At 73.7% G+C, this 20,560-nt stretch carries 22 protein-coding genes; 19 read left to right on the forward strand and 3 right to left on the reverse strand.

Features of this window, described 5'->3' with window-relative positions; genetic code table 11:
* The first annotated feature begins 342 nt into the window (after positions 1–342).
* From chpG to IE308_RS20545, 8 genes are all read left to right on the forward strand, one after another.
* Positions 343–582 (forward strand): chaplin ChpG, encoded by a 240-nt coding sequence (gene chpG / locus IE308_RS20510; RefSeq protein WP_190219044.1) that lies wholly within the window; start codon positions 343–345, stop codon positions 580–582.
* 180 nt (positions 583–762) lie between these two features.
* Complete coding sequence (locus tag IE308_RS20515; RefSeq protein WP_190219045.1) at positions 763–1,494, forward strand: hypothetical protein; 732 nt, start codon at positions 763–765, stop codon at positions 1,492–1,494.
* Positions 1,495–1,613: 119 nt separating this feature from the next.
* Positions 1,614–1,895, forward strand: coding sequence for a hypothetical protein (locus tag IE308_RS20520; protein ID WP_190219046.1), 282 nt, complete (start codon positions 1,614–1,616; stop codon positions 1,893–1,895).
* Between the two features lie 171 nt (positions 1,896–2,066).
* A complete protein-coding gene (locus tag IE308_RS20525; protein WP_190219047.1) occupies positions 2,067–2,567 on the forward strand; it encodes a DUF5949 family protein in 501 nt (166 codons plus the stop codon).
* Positions 2,567–3,184 carry a vitamin K epoxide reductase family protein gene (locus tag IE308_RS20530; protein ID WP_190219048.1) on the forward strand — a complete coding sequence of 206 codons (618 nt, stop codon included), beginning with the start codon at positions 2,567–2,569 and terminating at the stop codon, positions 3,182–3,184. Before IE308_RS20525 ends, IE308_RS20530 begins: the two co-directional genes overlap by 1 nt.
* Before the next feature lie 109 nt (positions 3,185–3,293).
* The gene (locus tag IE308_RS20535; RefSeq protein WP_190219049.1) at positions 3,294–3,815 is read left to right on the forward strand and encodes a hypothetical protein; all 522 of its coding nucleotides are present in this window, start codon (positions 3,294–3,296) and stop codon (positions 3,813–3,815) included.
* Between the two features lie 176 nt (positions 3,816–3,991).
* The gene (locus IE308_RS20540; RefSeq protein WP_190219050.1) at positions 3,992–4,507 is read left to right on the forward strand and encodes a tyrosinase family oxidase copper chaperone; all 516 of its coding nucleotides are present in this window, start codon (positions 3,992–3,994) and stop codon (positions 4,505–4,507) included.
* Positions 4,491–5,357, forward strand: a complete 867-nt coding sequence (locus tag IE308_RS20545) for a tyrosinase family protein (protein ID WP_190219051.1) — start codon at positions 4,491–4,493, stop codon at positions 5,355–5,357. Before IE308_RS20540 ends, IE308_RS20545 begins: the two co-directional genes overlap by 17 nt.
* 73 nt (positions 5,358–5,430) lie before the next feature.
* Here the strand turns inward: IE308_RS20545 and IE308_RS20550 are convergent, their stop codons facing one another.
* On the reverse strand, positions 5,431–5,703 hold the full coding sequence (locus IE308_RS20550) for a chaplin (RefSeq protein WP_190219052.1): 273 nt from the start codon (positions 5,701–5,703) through the stop codon (positions 5,431–5,433).
* Between the two features lie 235 nt (positions 5,704–5,938).
* On the opposite strand from IE308_RS20550, the gene IE308_RS20555 reads away from it, so the two are divergent.
* From IE308_RS20555 to IE308_RS20580, 6 genes are all read left to right on the forward strand, one after another.
* Entirely contained in the window at positions 5,939–6,649 is a 711-nt protein-coding gene (locus tag IE308_RS20555) for a TetR/AcrR family transcriptional regulator (RefSeq protein WP_190219053.1), read from the forward strand.
* 128 nt (positions 6,650–6,777) lie between these two features.
* A complete protein-coding gene (locus IE308_RS20560) occupies positions 6,778–7,614 on the forward strand; it encodes an AfsR/SARP family transcriptional regulator (RefSeq protein WP_190219054.1) in 837 nt (278 codons plus the stop codon).
* Positions 7,615–7,815: 201 nt separating this feature from the next.
* Complete coding sequence (locus IE308_RS20565) at positions 7,816–8,589, forward strand: thioesterase II family protein (protein ID WP_229908972.1); 774 nt, start codon at positions 7,816–7,818, stop codon at positions 8,587–8,589.
* 206 nt (positions 8,590–8,795) lie between these two features.
* The gene (locus tag IE308_RS20570; protein WP_190219055.1) at positions 8,796–10,673 is read left to right on the forward strand and encodes a 1-deoxy-D-xylulose-5-phosphate synthase N-terminal domain-containing protein; all 1,878 of its coding nucleotides are present in this window, start codon (positions 8,796–8,798) and stop codon (positions 10,671–10,673) included.
* 151 nt (positions 10,674–10,824) lie between these two features.
* Entirely contained in the window at positions 10,825–12,372 is a 1,548-nt protein-coding gene (locus IE308_RS20575) for an FAD-dependent monooxygenase (protein WP_190219056.1), read from the forward strand.
* A gap of 180 nt (positions 12,373–12,552) precedes the next feature.
* The gene (locus IE308_RS20580) at positions 12,553–13,005 is read left to right on the forward strand and encodes a DUF4260 family protein (RefSeq protein ID WP_190219057.1); all 453 of its coding nucleotides are present in this window, start codon (positions 12,553–12,555) and stop codon (positions 13,003–13,005) included.
* Positions 13,006–13,109: 104 nt separating this feature from the next.
* On the opposite strand, the gene IE308_RS20585 is transcribed toward IE308_RS20580, so the two are convergent.
* Positions 13,110–14,642: an MFS transporter gene (locus tag IE308_RS20585; RefSeq protein WP_190219058.1), complete on the reverse strand. Its 1,533-nt coding sequence runs from the start codon at positions 14,640–14,642 to the stop codon at positions 13,110–13,112.
* Positions 14,643–14,954: 312 nt separating this feature from the next.
* Here IE308_RS20585 and IE308_RS20590 point away from each other — a divergent pair, with 312 nt between their 5' ends.
* From IE308_RS20590 to IE308_RS37250, 5 genes are all read left to right on the forward strand, one after another.
* Entirely contained in the window at positions 14,955–16,178 is a 1,224-nt protein-coding gene (locus IE308_RS20590; RefSeq protein WP_190219059.1) for a cytochrome P450, read from the forward strand.
* Between the two features lie 127 nt (positions 16,179–16,305).
* A complete protein-coding gene (locus tag IE308_RS20595) occupies positions 16,306–16,947 on the forward strand; it encodes an HAD family hydrolase (RefSeq protein WP_190219060.1) in 642 nt (213 codons plus the stop codon).
* 95 nt (positions 16,948–17,042) lie between these two features.
* Positions 17,043–18,200: a helix-turn-helix domain-containing protein gene (locus IE308_RS20600; RefSeq protein WP_268256490.1), complete on the forward strand. Its 1,158-nt coding sequence runs from the start codon at positions 17,043–17,045 to the stop codon at positions 18,198–18,200.
* Positions 18,201–18,318: 118 nt separating this feature from the next.
* The gene (locus tag IE308_RS20605; protein ID WP_190219061.1) at positions 18,319–18,921 is read left to right on the forward strand and encodes a DUF6415 family natural product biosynthesis protein; all 603 of its coding nucleotides are present in this window, start codon (positions 18,319–18,321) and stop codon (positions 18,919–18,921) included.
* Between the two features lie 16 nt (positions 18,922–18,937).
* Complete coding sequence (locus tag IE308_RS37250) at positions 18,938–19,066, forward strand: hypothetical protein (protein ID WP_268256485.1); 129 nt, start codon at positions 18,938–18,940, stop codon at positions 19,064–19,066.
* A gap of 84 nt (positions 19,067–19,150) precedes the next feature.
* Here the strand turns inward: IE308_RS37250 and IE308_RS20610 are convergent, their stop codons facing one another.
* Entirely contained in the window at positions 19,151–20,404 is a 1,254-nt protein-coding gene (locus tag IE308_RS20610) for an FAD-dependent oxidoreductase (protein ID WP_190219062.1), read from the reverse strand.
* Positions 20,405–20,560: the final 156 nt, after the last annotated feature.

The raw sequence follows: 20,560 nt of genomic DNA on the forward strand, positions 1-20,560 counted from the left end.
TCGCTCACGGGGGCGCTCGGGACGGGGCGGGAGCGCGCCTGTCGCACGCCGTCGGCGGCGAAGAGCGCGCCGGCGCGCCGCGTCCGGCTGGCAAACGAGCCGGGAGGTCAGCTGGTCACCACCGCTCTGGGAGGCCTTTCGGGAAGCGGTCCCGGGTGGTCCGCCACTGTAGCCGCTTTCCGTACTAATCCGGAGAAACCGGTCAAGTGTGTCGGAATGGTGAAGCCCGGCCTGTCGGCCAATCACCCCTTTGGCGGCACAACTTGGAAGGGCGCAGCGCGTTGACACAACGCCGGGCATCCCGCCCAGGTGTTTGCGTCAATTTCCAAGGAGCACCTCTCCATGTCGCGTATTGCGAAGGGTCTGGTCCTGACCACCGCGGCCGTCGCGGCCGTTGCCGGTGGCGCGGGCATCGCCGCCGCCGACTCCGGCGCGCAGGCCGCCGCCGCCCACAGCCCGGGCGTGCTGTCGGGCAACGTCGTCCAGGTTCCGATCCACATCCCGGTCAACGTGTGCGGCAACACCGTGGACATCATCGGCCTGCTGAACCCGGCCTTCGGCAACACCTGCGTCAACCACTGACGCGTCCGCGGTCCGCGACCGGCCGCCCTCCCCCGGGGAGGGCGGCCGGTCCGCTGTTTTCCGGGACACCCCTGGGCCCCGACGGGACCCTCCCCCGAATGGGTTCGAACGGTTGCGTGGCGGGAGGGCCGCTCGCACGGTGGGCGGCGAGACCCGGCCCACCCCCCGAGAGGAACCCTCATGCGTGGTCTGCCCGTTCGGCGTATCGCCTCCACCGCACTGTGCGCCGCCCTCGCCCTCGCGCTCGCCGCCCCCGCCGCCGTGGCGGCCGACGGGGCCGCTGAGCGCACCAGCGCGGCGTCGCGTACGCCCGTCCCCGGCGCGGACGCGCTCCTCGCGCAGGCCGGCGGCCTGGGCGCGCTCGGCAGCGTGCTCACCCCGGTCACCCGGTTGCTCGACTCCGTCCTCAAGGCCGACGACGGCCAACTCTCCGCCGACCAGGCGACCCGGCTCACCGACGCGGTCCAGCAGGTCCTCGGCCGGCTCACCGGGACCGCGCCGCAGACACCGGCGGCGACACCCGCCACCACGCTGCCGGCCCCGGCCGCCACCACCCTGCCCGCCCCGGTCCCCTCGACGCTGCCCGCCCCGGCCGCCTCGACGCTGCCCGCCCCGGCCACGGCGGCGCTGCCCGCCCTGCCCGCAGCCCCCGGCAGAGCCGCCGGCACCCCCGGCAAACGGTCAGCAGCACCGGCCGACGACCTCAGAGCCGACGCGCTCGCCGCCCTGCGGAAGGCAGTCGACGCCCTCACGCAGGCCACCGCCTCCGGCGACGCCGCCAAGGTGGCGCCCGCGGCGAGCGGCGTCGTGAAAGGCCTCGTCGACCTCACCGCCGCCGTCCTGGTCGCCGGCGGACTGCCCGCACCTGACCTGGCCGGCCTGGCCGCGCTGCCGGACGTGCCGGCGTCCTGACCCGCCGGCCGGCCCCGCCCGGAATTTTCCGCACACGGGGTTTCCGCACCCGGCATGACTCGTTGGGCACGGCGTCAGAGTTTGCTGAGGCGACGTGAGTCGCCGAAGAAAGGAACCCGATGAAGTCCCTGAAGGCTGCCGCTGTCGTTGCCGGGTCCATCGCGCTCGCCGGTGCCGCCGCGCCCGCGTTCGCGTACAACACCGCCGACCTCACGCCCACCAGCCTCAACGGCGCCGTGAACTCGCTCACCAAGGGCCCCATCGACGTCATGCCGCTCCGGCACCAGTCGGACGCCCTCGACACCGAGAACAAGGACTCCGTGCTCAGCACGGTCAAGGGCGCGACCGGCACGCTCAACCAGCACAAGGACCTGCTGGGCGGGCTGCCCCTGCAGGGCTGAGGCCGCCGCAGGACTCCGGGGCCGGTACCGCACGCGGGCGGGACCGGCCCCCGGCGCTGTCACCGGGCGGCGCGCGCCGTGTCCCTCGTTCGTGTGGACGGCCCCGCGGGCGTCATCCGGTCGGGTGAGCGGGGCCCGGGCCGCGCGCCGCCCCGTCGATAAGGTCGCGCGGTGACCTCAACCGCACACGCACCCCTGCCCTTCGACATCGCCGGCCTGGGCACCCTGGTCGTGATGCCGTGGAGCGGCGAGGCCCCCGACGGCAGCGACATGCCCTACCTGCTCGCCTACTCCCTCGGCGACGCCGAGGGCGGCCCGGCCACCACCACCGCCGCCATCGAGCGGCTGCTCCGCGACCACGGCCTGCCCGTCGGCGGCGACCTGGTCGACGGCGCCGCCGAGCCGGACCTGCCGGTGGCCCTGCGGGTCGAGGGCGACACGGCCGTCGTCACCCTGCCCCACCTCAACGCCCGGTGCAGCCCTCCGCAGGAGTGGCTCACGGCGGTCCGCCGGCGCGGCCACGCCTACCTCGTGTTCACCTGCCGCCCGTGGCCGGAGGCCGTGCCGGGCCGGCAGGTCACCCCGGAGGCGCTCGCCGCGTTCGCCGGCGCCGAGGAGACCCTGGCCGCCGCGGCACACCTGGTCCTTCCGGCGCGCGGCCCGCGCTCCTGATGGCCGACCGCACGGCGGACCGGACGCCGCCGCGGGCGTCCGGCGCGGGCGGCGGCCGGGCCCTGGCGCTGCTGCTGGTGCTCACCGGCGCGGCCGGGCTGCTGGCGTCCTGGGTCATCACCCTCGACAAGTTCAAGCTGCTGGAAGACCCCCACTTCACCCCTGGGTGCAGTCTGAACCCGGTGGTGTCCTGCGGCAGCGTGATGAAGAGCGACCAGGCCTCCGCGTTCGGGTTCCCCAACCCGATGATGGGGCTGGTCGCCTACGGCATCGTCGTCTGCGTCGGCGTGAGCCTGCTGACCGGCGCCGTCTTCCCCCGCTGGTACTGGCTGACCTTCTGGGCCGGCTGCCTGTTCGGCGTCGGCTTCGTCTCCTGGCTGCAGTTCGAGTCGCTGTACCGGATCAACGCCCTGTGCCTGTGGTGCTGTCTCGCCTGGGTCGCCACGATCCTGCTGTTCTGGTACGTCACCTCGGTGAACGTGCGGCACGGATTCCTGCCGGCGCCGCGCTTCGTACGGGCGTTCTTCGACGAGTTCACGTGGGTGCTGCCGGTGCTGCACATCGGCGTCGTCGGCATGCTCGTGCTGACCCGATGGTGGGACTTCTGGACGAGCTGACAAATGACTACTGCTGCACTCGGGGGAATTGTGCGCTGACGCGGTTTTCCGGCTCGTTACTCGCTACGCACGCCAAGCTGCCGAATCTGCGAAAGGGCCCGTACCCGAGATGAAGTCGACCACCCGAGGAACCCTCGCCGCCGTGCTCACGGGCGTGGCCGCCGCGGCCGGTGCCGCCGCCGCGGCGACCCCCGCGGCCGCGGCCCGCGCCGTCCCCGTGCCGGTGCCGCTGCAGGGCGTCGAGCAGTCCCTCCACATGGAACTGCCGAAGCTGGGCGGCGAGGTGCCGCTGCCGATCCCGGGCGCGCCCGAGGGCCCGCGCTACGTCGAGGGCCGTCTCCTCCCCGAGCGGGCCCTGCCGCAGCTGCCGGTCGGCGCCGGAACGCCCGGCCTCGACATGCGCACGCCCGTGCCGCACCTCCTCGGCGACGACTTCGACCACCTCGCCCTCGACGCCCCCGCCTCCGACCTGCGCGCCCTCGGCCCCGGCCTGAACCTGGACGCCCCGCTCACCCCGCCCAACCCGGACAACTTCGGGCTGCCCGAGCCGAAGCTGCCGCAGGCCGGCGTGATCACGCCGGTGCTCCAGACGGTGCCGGGCGCGGACCTGGGCCTGGGCTCCGGGCTCTGACCCGACCCGTACGAAAGGGCCGCGGGCCCGGCGCAGGACGGCCGCCGGACCCGCGGCCCTCGTGCGCCCTGGGGGCCGTACGGGCGGGCCGGGGTGACCCCCCGCGCCCCCGGGCGGTTACCGCTACGGGCGACTTCCCCGAGAGCGGCATCCAGCACAGCGACGAGGAGTACAGCATGGTCACAGGCGTCGGCGACGTGGCGATGGGCGGAGCGCAGACGGAGGCGGGGCCCGCGAGACCGGCGCCCGGCGGCGGCACCCGCAGGGAGATGCTGCGCGGGCTGATCGCCCCGGCGCTCGCCCTCGCCCTCACCCCGGTCGTCGTGGCGTCCCGGTCGACGGACACCGGCGCCGCGGACGACGGCGGCAGCGGCGGCGGTGCCTTCGACGAGACGTACCACGGCCGCCGTATCCAGGGCACGCCCGTGCCCGGGGCGCGCGCCTACGACCCCGAGCAGTGGCAGGTCACCGTGGACGGCCGCCCGCTGCACCTGATGCGCCGCGCCGACGGCACCTGGCTGAGCGTCGTCGACCACTACGGCTCCTACGCCACCCCGCTGGAGGCCGCGCGGGCCGCCGTCGACGCGCTCGGCCCCGGCGAACAGCTGCGGGAGCGGGAGATGGCGCACGGGGGACACGGGGGACACGGGGGACATCACCACACGGGGGGAGACCATGGCGTACACGCGTAAGGACGTCAGCACGCTGACCGCCGCGGAGCGGCGGCGGTTCGTCAACGCGATGCTGGAGGTCAAACGGCGCGGCGAGTACGACGAGTTCGTGCGCACGCACATCGAGTTCTACACCTCCGACGGCGAGAACGGCCTGCGGACGGCCCACATGGCGCCGTCCTTCCTGCCCTGGCACCGCCGGTTCCTGCTGGAGCTGGAGCGGGCGCTGCGCCGGGTCGACGACTCGGTGACCGTGCCGTACTGGGACTGGACCCGGGACCGCACGGCGACCTCGGTGCCCTGGACGAAGGACCTGCTCGGCGGGAACGGCCGCCGCTCCGACCAGCAGGTGATGACCGGGCCGTTCGCCTACGCCGAGGGCCGGTGGACGATCCGGGAGGGCGTGACCGACGGGCGGTTCCTCACCCGGGACCTCGGGCGCGCCCGCGACCCGATCGAGCTGCCGACCAGGAGCGAGCTGGACGGGGCGCTGAACGACGCCGTGTACGACGTCTCGCCCTGGGACTCCACGGTGACGCGGGGGTTCCGCAACAGGCTGGAGGGGTGGGGCACCGGGCGGGGCAGCGCCTCCTGGCGCAACCACAACCGGGTGCACCGCTGGGTCGGCGGGGCGATGCTCGGCGGGGCCTCCGTCAACGACCCCGTCTTCTGGCTCCACCACGCCTTCGTCGACCTGCAGTGGACGCGCTGGCAGCGACTGCACCGCGGCGCCCGCTACCTGCCGGAGGAGCCGCCGGGCCTCGGCAGCATGCAGCACGGGCGGATCATCGCCCGGCACGAGAAGATGCCGCCCTGGGACGTCACCCCGCGGGAACTGGAGGACGTCAGCGGCATCTACCGCTACGTCTGACCCGCGTCCGGCAGGGGAAGAGCCCCGGTGCTCGAGGTACCGGGGCTCCTGCCTGGGGCGATGGGGCGGAACGTCAGTTGCCGTAGCCGCCGTGGTGCAGGCCGCCGCCGTCGTTGACGCAGGTGTTGCCGAACGCCGGGTTCAGCAGACCGATGATGTTCACGGTGTTGCCGCACACGTTGACCGGGATGTGGACCGGAACCTGGACGACGTTGCCCGACAGCACACCGGGGGAGCCGATGGCGTCACCCTGGGCGCCCGCGTCCGCCAGGGCCAGGCCGGCCCCGCCGAGCACCATGGCGCCCGTACCGAGCGTGACGGCGGCTGCCTTCGCGATGCGAGACATCACGTTCTCCTTCTGACTAGGGGAGCGCGGCGGCAGGTCGCGCCGCCGCACTTCCCGTTCAACGCGGACGCTTCGGGCGGGTCACGGCGACGATGCGCGGATCACCCTTTTTGAACAGGCCTTTTCGAACAGAGCTGTTCGGACGGCCTGTCCCGACGGGCTTGTTCCTGACCGTCGTTCCCTCGGGTTCCGTCGTGTTCCTTCAAGGTGATCTGCAAGGTGACATGCTTGCGTCATGGGAGCCAGCAGGACCGCCCGGGAGCGGGCGCGGGACGAGATCACCGCGAGCATCAAGGAGGAGGCCCGGCGCCAGCTCGCCGCCACCGACGCCTCCCAGCTGTCGGTGCGGGCCCTCGCCCGGGAGCTGGGCATGGTCTCCTCCGCCGTCTACCGCTACTTCTCCAGCCGAGACGAACTGCTCACCGCGCTGATCCGCGACGCCTACGACGCCCTCGGCGAGGCCGCCGAACACGCCCTGGACGCCACCGCGGACGCCGCGCCGGCCGAGCGCTGGACGGCCGTGTGCGGTGCGGTGCGCGGCTGGGCGCTGGCCCACCCGCACGAGTACGCCCTGATCTACGGCTCGCCCATCGCGGGCTACGCGGCCCCCGAGGACACCGTCGTCTCCGCCGCCCGCGTCGGCGTCACCCTCATCCGCGTCGTCCGCGACGCCGACGCGGCCGGCGAGCTGACCGAGCCGCCGGCCGACGCCCTGCCGGCCGGGGTCGCCGCCGACGCCGAGCGGCTGACCGCGCAGTACGCACCCGGACTCGGCGCCGCCCGCATGGCGGCCCTGGTCGCCGCGTGGGCGCAGCTCTTCGGGCTGGTCGGCTTCGAGGTCTTCGGCCAGTTCGACAACGTCGTGTCCGCGCGCGAGGAGTTCTTCCGCCACGCCTGCACGGGACTCGCCCGGCAGGTCGGCCTCCAGGTCACGCCACCCGTGTGACCCCGCGCCCCCGGGTGTGAGGAATTCACATGCGCGGGGGGCCGCTTTCATCCCCCGGTACGTGACCGGGTGGGTGGAGCGGCACCGCCCCGCCGTGCGAACGTCCTGATGGAGAAAAGGGGGCAGCCATGCAGATCGGGGTTCTCGGACCGCTCGTGGTGCAGGTGGCCGGCACGTCCGTGGTGCCCACCGCGGCCAAACCACGGCAGATGCTCGCGCTGCTGGCCGTCAACGCCGGGCGCGAGGTCGGCATGGCCACCCTGGTGGAGGAGCTGTGGGACGACCGGCCGCCCACCGGACCCGCCCAGGTCGTGCAGACGTACGTGAAGCAGCTGCGCCGCGCCCTGGCCGGCGCCGTCGACGTGCCGTGCGGCGCGCCCGAACCCAAGGAACTGCTGCGGCGCGGCCACACCGGATACACGCTGGACGTGCCCGCGCCCGCGATCGAGACCGAGGACTTCGCCCGGCTGGCGGAGAGCGGCCTGCGCCAGGCGGGCCTGCGCGCCGCCGGGCACGGCGACGACGACCCCGAGGCGGCCGCCCGGCTGCTGCGGCGGGCGCTCGGCGTGTGGCGCGGCCCGGTCTTCGCGGACGTACGCACCGGTCCCGTACTGCGGGCCGAGGCGCTGCGGCTGGACGAGGCACGCCAGGAGGTGCTGGAGGCGCGGATGACGGCCGACCTGCGCCTGGGCCGGCACGCCGAGATCCTCGGCGAACTGGCCTCGCTGGCCGAGCGGTTCCCCTTCCAGGAGAACCTGCACGCCCTGCTGATGGTCGCGCTCTACCGCAATGGCCGGTCCTGGCAGGCTCTGGAGGCCTTCCGGCGGCTGCGCGCCACCTGCGCGCGCGAACTCGGCATCGAGCCGTCGGCGCGGCTGCAACGCCTGCACCAGGCCATTCTCTCCTCCGACCCCCGCCTCGACACCCATCTGGCGGACGTCGACACAGGTTTGGTCGTCCTTTAGCCACTCCCGGCAGTGTGAACGCGTACCGGCCGGATCCGTTCCTTTCGAGGCGACGGTCTCCTTCCGCCCCGGTGATGCCACTCCCCGCGTAGCCCGTGCGCGGCGCGGGCGGTGCGCCGCCGGGCCGACAGGCCTCCGCTCGCCGTGCTGAGCGGCGGTTCCGGCCGGTTCCTCACGCTGGACGATCCGAGGCGGAACGAGATGACGCGATACCTGGCCCGGAGTGTCACCGACGACTCCGACGACACGATCCCGCTGTTCTGCTTCCCGTACGCGGGCGGAGGGGCCTCCGCCTACGGGCGCTGGCAGCGCTCCCTCGACGCGCACGGGGCCGGCGTGCAGGTCCTGCCCATCCAGCTGCCCGGCCGTGAAGGGCGCATCGGAGAGCCCCGGTTCACCGACCTGTGGGCGCTCGTGGAGGACATGGACGACCAGCTCGACGAGCAGCTGCGGCGGCCGCACATCTTCTACGGGCACAGCATGGGCGCCCTCATCGCGTACGCGCTGGCCTGGCGCCGCCAGCGGCGCGGCGCCGCCCTGCCGCTCGCGGTCGTCCTCAGCGCCTACCGCGCCCCGCACCTGCCCGCCCCGCGGATCGCCGAACCCGGCGCCAGCGACGAGGAGCTGATCGCCTCCCTCGCCGCGCTCGGCGGCATACCCCAGGTGCTGCTGAACCACCCCGACTTCCTCTCCGCGCTGCTGCCCGTCGCCCGCGACGACCTGATGCTGTGCACCGGGTACACCGCCGGGCCCGACACCGAGCCGCTGCGGGTGCCGCTGCACCTGTTCGCGGGGCGGCGCGACCGGCTGGTGACCGTGCCGGAGGTGCTGTCCTGGCGGCGGCACGCGGGGCGCGGCTGCGAGGTGCGGACCATGCCGGGCGGCCACTTCTTCGTCCGCGCGCACGAGGACGAGTTCCTGCGTGAACTCGCCGTGACGACACGGCAGTACGTGCGCGTGCCGGTGGCCGCCTGACACCGGGCCGACCGCCTGCCCCGGGTCCGGGTCCGGGCGTGACGGATTCACGGTGAGAGGACGGCGCTCCTCACTGCTTCCGGTCTCCTTCCGGGTGGGACATTGAGCCACCCGGAAGGAGCGGGCGGACCACGGTCCCCCGTCGACGTGCCGACCTGACCGCCGCCCCGGCGGGGCCGGCCTTCCGCCCCCGCAGGAGGTGCGCCTTGAACGAGCGTTCCCGCCCGTCCCGCAGAACGTCCGGCACACCGGGGCCCGGCCTGCCCGCCAGCCTGCCCGGACCGCGGGACGTCCGTCTCCTGGAGCCCGCCCGGATGCCCGCTCTCGCCGCCGAGCTGCGGGACGCGCTGCGTGCCTCGGGGCCGGGGGCGGACGCGGGTTCCGGCGCGGTCGAGCTGACCCTGGCGCTGCACCGGGTCTTCGACCCGTCGAGCGACGCGCTGTTGTGGGACAGCGCGGGGCGGGCGGCGGCGCACCGGCTGCTCGTGGGGTGGGGGGACTCCGCCCGGGAGCACGGCGCGTACGACGCGTATGGCACGTATGGCGGATATGGCGGGTACACGGTTCCCGCGGCTCTGTGTCATGCCGACGGGCTGGCGCGCGCCCTGCGGGCCGCCGGGCGTGACGACCGGCATGTCGTCGTGGTCGCCGGCGCCGAGGCGCTGGCCGGCGGTGCCGCCGGGGAGGCCCTGGACGGCATCGTGGCCGGGGGCCGGACGCGGCTGGTCGTGGTCGTCGTCGACGACCGGCGGGTCCTCGCCGGTCCCGGGGGCGCTCCGGGCGCGGCCCGTGGGTACGCGCGGTTCCTCGACGCGGGCGGCGAGATCCTGCGGCGGGCGCCGATCGTGGGCGGGCCGCTGCACGGGGCGCTGCACGGCGTGCTGCACAGCGCGTCGCTCGGGGCGCGGAAGGGGCTCGGTGGCCTGATCACCCCTCAGAGGGCCTTGAACGGGCCGGGGCTGACGTATGCCGGGCCTGTCGACGGACACAGCGTGGCGGAGCTGGAGGAGGCGCTGCGGGGGGCGAAGGCGGCCGGGGGACCGGTCGTCGTGCACTGTCTGACGCGGGCCACGGGAGGGCGGACGCGTGTCGCGGAGGGCGGTCTTCCGTCCCGTGCACGTGCGCGGCTCGGGTCCGCTGGGGCCACCGGCGGCGGCACCGGGGCGGCGGCGGGTGCCATGCCCCCGCCTCCGTCCTGGGCCTCCGTCTTCGCCGAGGAGATGGTCAAGGCAGGGGCCGATCGCCCCGATGTCGTCGCCGTCGCGGCCGGGGCGCTCGCGGCCGTCGGCCTCGGTCCGTTCGCCGGGACGTATCCCGAGCGGCTCGTCGACCTCGGCCGTGCCGGACAGCACGCCGTCCCCTGCGCGGCCGGACTCGCCGCCGGCGGGCTGCACCCCGTCGTCGCCCTGCCGTCGGGCGGTCTCGCCCGGATCCTCGGACAACTGCCCGGCCTGGCCCGGCACCGCCGGGGGGTCGTCCTCGCGGTCACCGAGTCCGAGGAGGGCTCCGGGCCGGAGGAGGAGGGTTCCGGTCCCGGTGGGGCGGACCTCGCGCTGCTGGAGTCCGTGCCCGGGCTGCGGCTCGCCGCGCCGCGTGACGCCGCCCGGCTGCGCGCCCTGCTGCGGCAGGCCCTGGAGACGCAGGACGCGCCGGCCGCGGTGCGGGTGCCCGCCGGGGTCGCCGGGCCCGACATCGAGGCCGTGGCGTACGACGGTGGCGTCGACGTGCTGCACCGGGGGACCGGGCAGGACGTCCTCGTCGTCTCCGTGGGCACGCTGGCGCCGCTGTGCCTGGAGGCGGCACGGCTGCTGGAGGCCGACGGCGTCGGCGTCACCGTGGCCGACCCCCGCTGGGTGACACCGGTCGACCCGGCGCTGACCCGGCTGGCCGCCGCGCACCGGCTGGTCGTCACCGTGGAGGACGCGGCCCCGGCCGGCGGCATCGGCGCGGCCCTGGTCCGCGAGCTGAACGACGCGGGCGTGACCGTACCCGTCGTACGGCGACCGCTCGGCGGGTGCGCGGGGCGGACCGGACCGGCCCGGCTCGCCCTGGTCGTTCTCGCCCGGCTGGGGGAGGAGCGATGAGCCGTCGCCGTCCGCGACCGGCGTACTCCTTACCCGCGGGGACGTCCGGCTGTGCGTAGCCACTAGAACCGCGAGGCCCCCGAGATGCCCCCCACCTGATGATCCCGCCCGCCTCGCGCACCATCCGCATCACAGGTGAGAGGAACCGACCATGGCATCTCCGAACCCGACGTCCCCGAAGGGGCGTACCGCACTCGTCCTCGGCGGCGGACTCGCGGGCGCGCTCGCGGCGTACGAACTGGCCCCGTACGTCGACTCCGTGACCGTGGTCGACCGCGGCCACCGCCACGGGCCCGGGGCCGGCCCCGCGCCGGACGAACCCGCGCTCATGCTGCACGCCGCGGGCGCCCGCGCGCTGGAGCGGCTGCACCCCGGCATCCTGGACGAGCTGGTCGCGGCCGGCGCCCACCGGCTCGGCATGACCACCGACATGGCCGTCCTCACTCTCAGGGGCTGGCTGGCGCACGGCTGCGAGGGGGGCTTCGTGATCACGTGCAGCCGCGACCTCGCGCGGCGCGTGGTGCGCGGGCGCACCCTCGGCCAGGACAACATCACCGTGCTGGAGAACACCGAGGCCGTCTCCCTCACCGGAGACGCCTACGTCCTGACCGGTGCCGTGGTCCGCGACCGGGCCACCGGACGGATGCGCCGGCTGGACGCGCAGATCGTCGTCGACGCCACCGGCCGGGGCAAGGGCGTCACCCGGCGGATCAGCGAACTGGGCCTGCCGCCCGTTCCCGTGGACTCCCTGGACGGCGGGATCGCCTACGCCACCCGGACGTTCCGCCTCGCCCCCCACATCGCGGCGGGCCGCCCGGCCGTCCACATCCAGCCCGACCCGTCCAACGACAGCCGGGGCGGCACCCTGCTGCCCGTCGAGGGCGACCGCTGGATCGCCACCCTCGTCGGCATGCGCGGCACCGAACCGCCTCTCGACGAGGCCGGGTTCATGAAGTACGCCGCCCGGCTGCGCGACCCCGCCCTCGTCGAACTCCTCGCCGGGGCCGAGCCGCTGGGCCCCGTGCACGGCCGGCAGTCCCTGGTCAACCGGCGCGTCCACCTGAAGTGGCTGCCGCGCGTGCCCAAGGGACTCGTCCTGCTCGGCGAGGCGGAGACCTGCTTCAACCCGGTGTACGGCTACGGCGCGTCCACCACCGCGATGGCGACGCTGGCGCTGCGCCGGGGTCTCGCCCGGTACGGCACCGGCGACAAGCTCACCCCGCGCGTGCGGCGTGACATAGCCAAGGCCACCATGGGCGCCTGGGGGACGTCGTCGCCCGGCGAGCGCCGGCACCCCGGCACCGTCGCGACCATGCGGCCCGGCCGCGCCGCCCTCGCCGTGATGAGGGTCCTCGGCCGCTACAGCGACCGGGTCCTGCGCGCCGGGACCAGCCGCCCGGCCGCGACCCGGGCGCTGGTCGACATCATCACGCTCTCCCGGACCCCGGCCGCGCTGCTCGCCCCGTCGGTCGTGATCGCCGCCCTGCGCGGCCCCGACGAGGGCGCCCAGGGGACCACGCCGCCGCCCGCCGCGGCCGGCCGCGCCGTGGCCCCTCCCCACCCGCGCGGCCTCGACCGGGGCGGACTCCAGGGCCGTATGCCGGAAGCCTCCGTCGTCCCCGGCGTCCCCGGCGTCCCCGGCGTCCCCGGTGTCCCCGGTGTCCCCGGTGCGGAGGAACGCGCGCGTCAGGCGCACTGACCCGCCGCGCCCCGGGCGCGAGTTCACCCAGGCGGCGCTTTAGGGCCGGTGGCCAGGCTGGAGGCGCGTGTGCCCCGGGCCGTGCCGGGCAGCCGACGGCACGGTGCGGGGCCCACGCGTCCCGGGCCCACGCTCCCGTGGAGTCCGGGCCCTCCCAGGCCACCCCCAAGGAGCCGGTCCATGGCATCGACACACCGCACCCACTCCCACGCCCACCCCGGTGCGCACCGGTCCGCCGGTCGCACCCGCAGCTCCACCTCCCGGCCCGTGCGCCTCGCGTGGGGGCTGCTGGCCGCGTTCCTGCTCGTCTGGACGGTGTTCGAGGCGGTGAAGCACGCCGGCTGGGTGATCCCGCTGGCCCTGCTCGGCTTCGTCCTCCCCGACCTGTCGTTCTTCGTGGGCGCCTCGGGCCCGCACCAGCACGGCCAGCTCCCGGCCGGCACCGTCCGCGTCTACAACCCGCTGCACCGGCCGATCGTGCCGATCGTCGTGATGGCGATCCCCGCCGCCCTCGCGGACGGCCCCGGCGACAACGCCGCGCCCTTCACCTTCGGTCTCGCCTGGATGCTGCACATCGCGCTGGACCGCTCCCTCGGCTACGGTCTGCGCACCGCCGACGGCTGGCAGCGCTGAGCGAGCCCGGCCCGCACCACGGCAACGGCACACGGCACACGAAGAGGCCCGCCGCCCCGGATGGGACGGCGGGCCTCCTCACGTACGGGCCGCGGCGGGCCGGCTCACACGCCGGTCGGCGCGGCGGGCTCGGCCACGGCGGCCGGGGCGCCCTTGACGGCGACGCCCTCGGCAGCGGACGTGCCGTCGGCGTCCGCCTCGTCGGCCTGCTGCCCTGCCGGGCGGATACCGCGGAAGCCGACGACGCCGTTGGCGATGCTGAGGACCAGGAAGACCAGCAGCACGGTGAAACCGGACTGCAGGCCCTCGACCAGCGCCACGTCGTGGTGGGCGCCGGACGCGGCGACGTCCGTCATGCGGTTGTTCATGACGCTGACGGCCACCGCGATACCGAACGCGGCACCGAGCTGGGTGGAGGCGTTCAGCAGCGCCGACGTCGACCCGGAGTCCTCGTCCGTGGCCTGCGAGGTGCCGACGACGGGCGTCGGGATCAGGCAGAGCACCAGACCGACACCGAAGGCCGCGGTCACCGGCAGCAGGAAGCCCCAGTAGCTCTTGTGCACCGGAAGCTGCGTCAGCGCCACGATGACGCCGACGAAGGCGACCGTACCGACCAGGTACATGCTGCGCGGACCGGTCTTGGTGATCACCTGCGAGGCGATCGGCGCGAGGACCAGCAGCGCGATGCTCACCGGCAGGTAGGCCAGACCGGTCTGCAGCGGGCTGTAGCCGAGGACGCCCTGCATCCACAGCGGCAGCAGGAAGAAGATCGGCATCATCATCGCAGCGGTCAGGAACTCGCCCAGGCTGCCCGCGACCACGGACCGGGTGCGGAACAGCCGCAGCGGCACCAGCGGGGCCGGGCTGCGCCGCTCCACCGCCACGAACGTCACCAGCAGGATGGCGGCGACGACGAACGAACCGGCCACCTTCCAGTCGGTCCAGCCCTCGTCGCTGCTGGTCACGATCGCGTACACCAGCAGCAGGACGCCCGCGGTGCCGGTGACGGCGCCGGCGAGGTCCTTCGCGGGCCGGTCGCCGGCCGGGCGGGGCAGCTTCACCAGGGCCACGGCGGCGGCGGCGAGCAGCACGCCGACCGGCACGTTGATCCAGAAGGCCCAGCGCCAGTCGACGTTGACGATGGCGCCGCCGAGGATCGTGCCGACGCTGGCGCCGATGCCGATGACCGCGCCCCACACGCCGAACGCCTTCGCCCGCTCCTTCGGGTCGGGGAAGACGGTCACCAGGATCGACAGCGAGGCCGGCGACAAGGCGGCGGCGCCGACGCCCTGGGCGGCGCGCGCGGTCAGCAGCGCGGCCTCGGAGTCGGCGAGACCGGCGGCCAGCGAGGCGAGCGTGAACAGCCCGAGACCGGCCAGGAACACCTCACGCCGGCCGATCGTGTCGGACAGCCGGCCGCCGAGCAGCAGCAGACCGCCGAAGAGCAGGACGTAGATGTTCATGACCCAGGTCAGGCCGGTGGTCGACAGACCGATGGCCGACTGGAGTTCGGGGCCCATCACGTTGATGATCGCCGAGTCGATGGCGATGACGAACTGGGCGACGGAGACGACACCCAGGATCCACCAGCGCCGTGCGGGCGCCTCGGTCGTGGGCGAGGAGACTTGGAGCGGCATGAGTCCTCCAGCGGTCCGGCCCGGAGAGCCGGGACGGCCGCGGTCCGGGGACGGCAGAACGGATGAACGGACAGGGGGGTACGGAGTACAGGGGCTAGGAGTACAGGGGGTACGGGGTGCAGGGGCTCGGGGTACGCGTGGCGAAACGGAACGCGGGAATCACGTGTGCGGGGAGCGTAGGACCGGGCGTTGAAGCCGTACTAAAGCCGGGCGAAAAGCAGCCGGAACCGGCGGCGGACCAGGCGCCTTTGCCCCGGCACAAGCGCGGCTTGGCAGGCTCCACGCACCCGTTTCCGTATGGAGGCAGCACCCATGGAGTCAGTCGACACCGAGGTCCAGGCCGGGCCGATCCTGGACTATCCCTTCCACCGCCCGTCCGCGATCGAAGTCCCGCCCGTGTACGACGAGTTGAGGCAGCGATGCCCGGTCGCGCACGTCCGGCTGCCCAGCGGCGACGAGGGCTTCGTCGTCTCCCGCTACGACGATGTGCACACCGTCCTGTCCGACGCGCGCTTCAGCCGGGCCGCGACCACCGCGCCGGGCGCCCCCCAGCTGACCCGTACCCCGCCGCTGGCCGGCGGGCTGTTCACCATGGACCCGCCCGAGCACACGCGGCTGCGCAGGCTGGTGTCGAAGGAGTTCACCTTCCGCCGGGTGCAGAACCTGCGGCCGCGGATCCAGGAGCTGACCGACGGGCTCCTCGACGCGATGGAGCAGCACGGGGCGCCCGCCGACCTGAACACCGCGCTCGCCTTCCCGCTGCCGGTGATGGTCATCTGTGAACTGCTCGGCGTGCCCTTCGAGGACCGCGACAAGTTCCGCGGTTGGTCGGACGCGTTCGTCTCGCTCACCTCGCACAGCCCCGAGGAGGTGGCCGCCCAGCGCAAGGGCATGATCGACTACCTGGCGGCGCTGATCCGGCGCAAGCGGGAGGAGCCCGGCGGGGACCTGATGAGCGCGCTCGTCGCCGCGCACGACGAGGAGGGGCGGCTCACCGAGCACGAGCTGATCACCATGGGCATCACGCTGCTCGTGGCCGGGCACGAGACGACCGTGTCCATGATCGGCAAGTGCGTGCTGACCCTGCTGCGCCACCCCGAGCACCTGGCGGCCCTGCGCGAACACCCCGAGCACCTGGACCACGCCGTCGAGGAACTCCTCCGCATCAACCCCATCGGGGACGGGGGCCCGCTGCGGGTCACCCTGGAGGACGTCGAGATCGCCGGCACGCACATCCCGAAGGGCAGCGCGGTCCTCGCCGCGATCTGCTCCGCGAACCAGGACCCGGCGCGCTTCCCCGAGGGCTCACCCGCCGACTTCCACCCCGGCCGCCCCTCGGCCCCCCAGCACGTCGCCTTCGGCCACGGCCCCCACTTCTGCCTGGGCGCCCCCCTGGCCCGCGCGGAACTCCAGATCGTCATCGGCTCCCTGGTCCGCCGCTTCCCCCGGCTGAGGCTGGCGGAGGACGTGGAGAACCTGCACCTGACGGAGGGCATGATGGTGCATGGGCTCACTCGGCTGCCGGTTGCGTGGTGACGACCGGGAACGTCATGCCGTAGCACGCACTCCCCCAGACACACGAGACCGGCGCCACCGGGACACTCCGGGCGGCGCCGACCTCTTGCCCCGCCGCGCGGCGCCCGGCGGCCCTTAGGCTCCTCACGTGATTGAGACCATTGTGTTCGACGTAGGCGAGACGATCACTCGTGACGACGGCTACTGGGCCTCCTGGGCCGACTGGTTGAACGTCCCGCGCCACACCCTGTCAGCCCTCGTGGGGGCTGTCGTTGCCCGGGGCCTCGACAATGCAGAAGCGCTCCGGCTGGCCCGGCCAGGGGTCGACGTGGCCGCCGAATACCACGCCCGTGAGGCCGCGGGGCGAGGTGAGGACCTGGGCGAAGCCGATCTGTACGACGACGTCCGCCCCACACTGGCCGCGCTGCGACGGGCGGGCGTCCGGGTGATCATCGCGGGGAACCAGACGGTGCGCGCGGGTGAACTGCTGCGTGATCTGGATCTACCCGCTGATGTGATCGTGACGTCCGGTGATTGGGGGGTCGCGAAGCCCGCCCCCGCGTTCTTCGAGCGGGTCCTGGAGATTGCCCAGACTGCGCCTGACCGCACGTTGTACGTCGGGGATCATCCCGCCAACGATGTGTTCCCGGCCAAGGCCGCCGGGCTGCGCGTTGCACATGTCCGCCGGGGACCCTGGGGCCATCTGTGGGCGGGTGACCCGGAGGTCGCGGCGGCGGCTGACTGGCGTATCGACGACCTGGGACAGCTCCTGGAGATCGTCAGCGGCTGATCGCGGCACGAAGCGCGCCGGCGTGTCGGCCCCAGTACGGTATGGAGTGGACGTATCGAACTGGAGCCATGATGGCTGCACTTGCGCACGGTGGGATGGGGCGCCGGATCGCCTACTACCGCCGGTCGAGACGAATGACGCAGCAGCAGCTCGCTGACGCGGCCTGCGTCGCCCTCGGAACAGTCCGCAAGGTCGAACGCGGGGAGCGGGGTGTCAGTGACGCCACGCTTGAAGTGATCGCCGAAGCGCTGGGTGTCGAACCCGCGCAGTTGCGCGCGGACCGGGAACCGGCTCACACCCGAGTGCGTGCCGCGTTGCCCGCCCTTTCCGCAGCCATCGCGACCTACGACATCCCCGACGACGGTCCTCTCCGGCCTCTGCACGAGCTTCGTCGGGCGGTCGCCCAGGCCGTTGAATGGCGCCTGGCCGCCCAGTACACGCGTCTCGCCGCCAGCCTTCCGGATCTGCTCGCGCAGCTTGCCCGCGCCTTCCACCGAAGCCCTGAAACGGAGAAACCGGACCTCGCCGCGCTCATGGTCACGGCGTACCGGTGCGCGGACGCCATCGCCTACAAGTTCGGCGCCCGCGACCTGTCGGCGCGGCTCATCGAGCTGATGCGCTGGGTTGTGCGGGAAGCCGACGACCCCGTCCTGTCCGCGGCTGTCGCCTACGTCCGAACGGAAACGTTCTTAGCGGCCCGTGCCCACACAGCGGGCCTGCGCACTCTGGAACAGGCCATCGACGCAGCCCCCCGGCCACGTGCGGCCGAGGAGATCGCAGCGCGCGGAGCCCTGCACATGCGGGCCGCCGTGATCGCCGGGCGTGCACGTGACGCTTCCTCCGCCGTCCTGCACCTGGGGGAAGCCCGGAGGCTGGCCGACCGGGTGGACGAGGACATCTACCGCGGCACCGCCTTCGGCCCCGACTCGGTGCGCATCCACGAGGTCTCCGTCGCCGTGAGTCTCGGGGACGAGCACGTCGGTCGCGCGCTTGAGGTGGCCGGCGAGTGGGAGCCACCGGCGGATCTGCCGGCCGAGCGACGCTCCGGGTTCTACATCGAACTGGCCCGTGCCCAGCTGTGGTCGGGCCGGGCGGACGACGCGTTCGAGTCCCTCAAGGCCGCCCGCCATATCGCGCCCCAGCACACCCGCGAGCATCCCTGGGTCCGGGAGGACGCGGCAACTCTGCGCCGCCTGAAGCGCGCTGACTCCGAGGCGCTCACCAACTTCGCCGAGTGGTGCGCGGCGATCTGACCGGTCCACGGCGACTACCCCTCGCTGGGGTACTTGTGGGGAGTCTGTGCCCCCACCATTTGTCGCGACGCCACGTGAACCGATCAGCCGCGCAGCAGGACAGAGACGGAGCGCCGACATGGGAAACGCTGCAGCCGCAGCGCACGACTCGCCCAGGCCCACCATGACGATCCGCATCTACACCGTGGACCGCCACGGCAGGATCATCAGCGACCGCGGCACAGTCGATGTGCGCCCCGCTGCGGTGCTGCCCGTCCGCGACGTGTGGGCGCCCTGCGCGTGCCCGAAGTGCCGGGTCGAAACGGGCGGTGAGCTGGTGGATTCCATCGACCGGAACCACGCGGCTGCGCCCGTGGACCTCAACACGATGCGCGAGACCGTCGGCATTCTGCTGGACTCGAAGGGGGCCCCGGCCGGGCCGGCACCGTCCGGCGCCGAACTGGAGACCCTGACCGCGACACTACGCGGTCACCTCGACGTACTGATGCCCGAGGTGGAACGCCTCACGGTCGCGCTGCCCGAGAACAGCACCCTCCGCTACTGCGCCCTCGCCTGCCTGGGCGAGGCACGCGACCGCCTGCGCGTCGAACCGAGCCCCCGCTACGGCGGGCCGGCCGGCCACGCACGGCGCCTGGCCCGGGTCCTCAACGCCCTGTGCGACCACCATGAGCAACTGGCGTGTACATCTCGGCACAAGCAACCGGGAGGAGGCCCCCGGTGAGCTGTCCGCTCCGCGCGTGCCAGGTCTACGGCAGGAGGTGTGGGCCCATCGGGACCACGTCGCCGAAGCGGCCGGGCTCGACCCCGACCAGGTACGCCTCCTCGCGCGGATCCTGCTCCCGCGCGCGTTCGAGGCGGCCACGTGAGGCACCGACACGCGGACGCCCGGCCGAGGGGCGACGGCCGGGCGTCCGCGTGGGAGGGGGCAGGTGCGGGTCGGAGAGGGCGGGTCAGACGTGGGACGTCGTGCGTTCCTGGGGGCGTACCGCGTGCGGGCCCGGCTTCTGGAGCTGGAAGTAGGCGCCGGCCAGGACCCGCTGCTTCAGGGACTGGCTGCGGTCCACCACCCGGTACAGCGTGCGGCGGAACGTGCCGCCGATGCCGTGCAGGGCGAACAGCCGCTCCTGGCGCAGCTGGAGCGCGCGGGACTTGCTCACCGACTCCTCGCGCGAGCGCTGGAACTCCTGCGTCGCCCGGCCCAGCGCGGCGACCGAGCCGCCCTCGGCGAACGCCCGCTGCACCAGCGGCGCCAGCGTCACCGCGTCGATGATGGCGTGGTTCACGCCCTGGCCGAGGATGGGCGTCAGGGTGTGCGCCGAGTCGCCCATCAGGACGAGGCCCGGCGCCGACCACTGCGGCACCACGGCCGTGAAGATGTCCAGCATCGACGTGTCCGACCAGGCCCGGATCTCCGAGCGCACCGCGTCCGACAGCTCCGGCGCGAGCTGGTCCAGCCGCTCGTACAGCGCGGTCAGTCCCTTCGCGCGCAGTTCCTTCAGGCCGCCCTTGGGGATGTTGAAGCCCACCCGGACGCTGTCGGGGTGCGTGGGGATGAACAGGCCGTGCTGGTCGCCCCTGATCCGGATCCGGTACGTACGGTCGTCCCACTCCTTCGGGAACGGCAGCTTCAGCCACACCACGTCCCGCTCCAGCGGGATCTTGGTGTAGGCAAGCCCGGACATCTCGCGCACCTTGCTGAACCGGCCGTCCGCGGCCACCGTCAGCCGCGTGTGCACGGTGATTTCACCGTCCGGGGTGCGCGCCCGCACGCCGGTCACGGTGCCGTCGGCGCCACGCACCAGTGCCGTCGCCGTGGCCCGGCGTACGAGGGTGAAGTGGTCGGGGTGCTCCTCGCCGAGACCCGCCAGCGCCGACAGCAGCGCGGGCTGCGGCATCTCCACCGGGTAGGGGTGCGGGTAGGGGAAGCGGGTGAAGTCGGCGCCGAGGACCCGGCTGCCCGAGTCGACGATCTCCATGCGGTGCATCTGCTGGTAGGCGCCGTCCAGCCGGTCCAGGACGCCGAGCCGGTCCAGCAGCCACACGGAGTCGGGGGAGACGGACTCGCCTCGGAAGGACCGGTCGAAGTGGCCGCTCTGCTCCAGTACCACCACGGAGACCGAGCGTTTGGCGAGCTCCACGGCCAGTGTGAGCCCGGCCGGGCCCCCTCCGACCACGCACACCTGTGCGGTCAGCTCTGTTGTCATCGTCAACGCTGCCTTTCCGGAGGAGACGTGAGCGTCATGGTCGGTCGATGGTCTGTACGGCGGCTAAAGCAGTCCTTGCGGATCCCCCGATGACGAAAGGGCCCGGCCTGCCCTAGGCCGTGTCCGCAAAGTCCCGTCTGCCGCCCGACGTCCGGC

Source organism: Streptomyces griseosporeus, assembly GCF_014656055.1.
GTDB classification, from domain to species: domain Bacteria; phylum Actinomycetota; class Actinomycetes; order Streptomycetales; family Streptomycetaceae; genus Streptomyces; species Streptomyces griseosporeus.

Coding starts and splice junctions, on each gene's coding strand:
- IE308_RS20610 (WP_190219062.1), bottom strand. CDS start 20,404: ATGACAACAGAGCTGACCGCACAGGTGTGCGTGGTCGGAGGGGGCCCG.
- IE308_RS20535 (WP_190219049.1), top strand. CDS start 3,294: ATGAAGTCGACCACCCGAGGAACCCTCGCCGCCGTGCTCACGGGCGTG.
- IE308_RS20575 (WP_190219056.1), top strand. CDS start 10,825: ATGGCATCTCCGAACCCGACGTCCCCGAAGGGGCGTACCGCACTCGTC.
- IE308_RS20540 (WP_190219050.1), top strand. CDS start 3,992: ATGGTCACAGGCGTCGGCGACGTGGCGATGGGCGGAGCGCAGACGGAG.
- IE308_RS20585 (WP_190219058.1), bottom strand. CDS start 14,642: ATGCCGCTCCAAGTCTCCTCGCCCACGACCGAGGCGCCCGCACGGCGC.
- IE308_RS20545 (WP_190219051.1), top strand. CDS start 4,491: ATGGCGTACACGCGTAAGGACGTCAGCACGCTGACCGCCGCGGAGCGG.
- chpG (WP_190219044.1), top strand. CDS start 343: ATGTCGCGTATTGCGAAGGGTCTGGTCCTGACCACCGCGGCCGTCGCG.
- IE308_RS20565 (WP_229908972.1), top strand. CDS start 7,816: ATGACGCGATACCTGGCCCGGAGTGTCACCGACGACTCCGACGACACG.
- IE308_RS20550 (WP_190219052.1), bottom strand. CDS start 5,703: ATGTCTCGCATCGCGAAGGCAGCCGCCGTCACGCTCGGTACGGGCGCC.
- IE308_RS20605 (WP_190219061.1), top strand. CDS start 18,319: ATGGGAAACGCTGCAGCCGCAGCGCACGACTCGCCCAGGCCCACCATG.
- IE308_RS20520 (WP_190219046.1), top strand. CDS start 1,614: ATGAAGTCCCTGAAGGCTGCCGCTGTCGTTGCCGGGTCCATCGCGCTC.
- IE308_RS20555 (WP_190219053.1), top strand. CDS start 5,939: ATGGGAGCCAGCAGGACCGCCCGGGAGCGGGCGCGGGACGAGATCACC.
- IE308_RS20560 (WP_190219054.1), top strand. CDS start 6,778: ATGCAGATCGGGGTTCTCGGACCGCTCGTGGTGCAGGTGGCCGGCACG.
- IE308_RS20590 (WP_190219059.1), top strand. CDS start 14,955: ATGGAGTCAGTCGACACCGAGGTCCAGGCCGGGCCGATCCTGGACTAT.
- IE308_RS20580 (WP_190219057.1), top strand. CDS start 12,553: ATGGCATCGACACACCGCACCCACTCCCACGCCCACCCCGGTGCGCAC.
- IE308_RS20530 (WP_190219048.1), top strand. CDS start 2,567: ATGGCCGACCGCACGGCGGACCGGACGCCGCCGCGGGCGTCCGGCGCG.
- IE308_RS20515 (WP_190219045.1), top strand. CDS start 763: ATGCGTGGTCTGCCCGTTCGGCGTATCGCCTCCACCGCACTGTGCGCC.
- IE308_RS20600 (WP_268256490.1), top strand. CDS start 17,043: ATGGGGCGCCGGATCGCCTACTACCGCCGGTCGAGACGAATGACGCAG.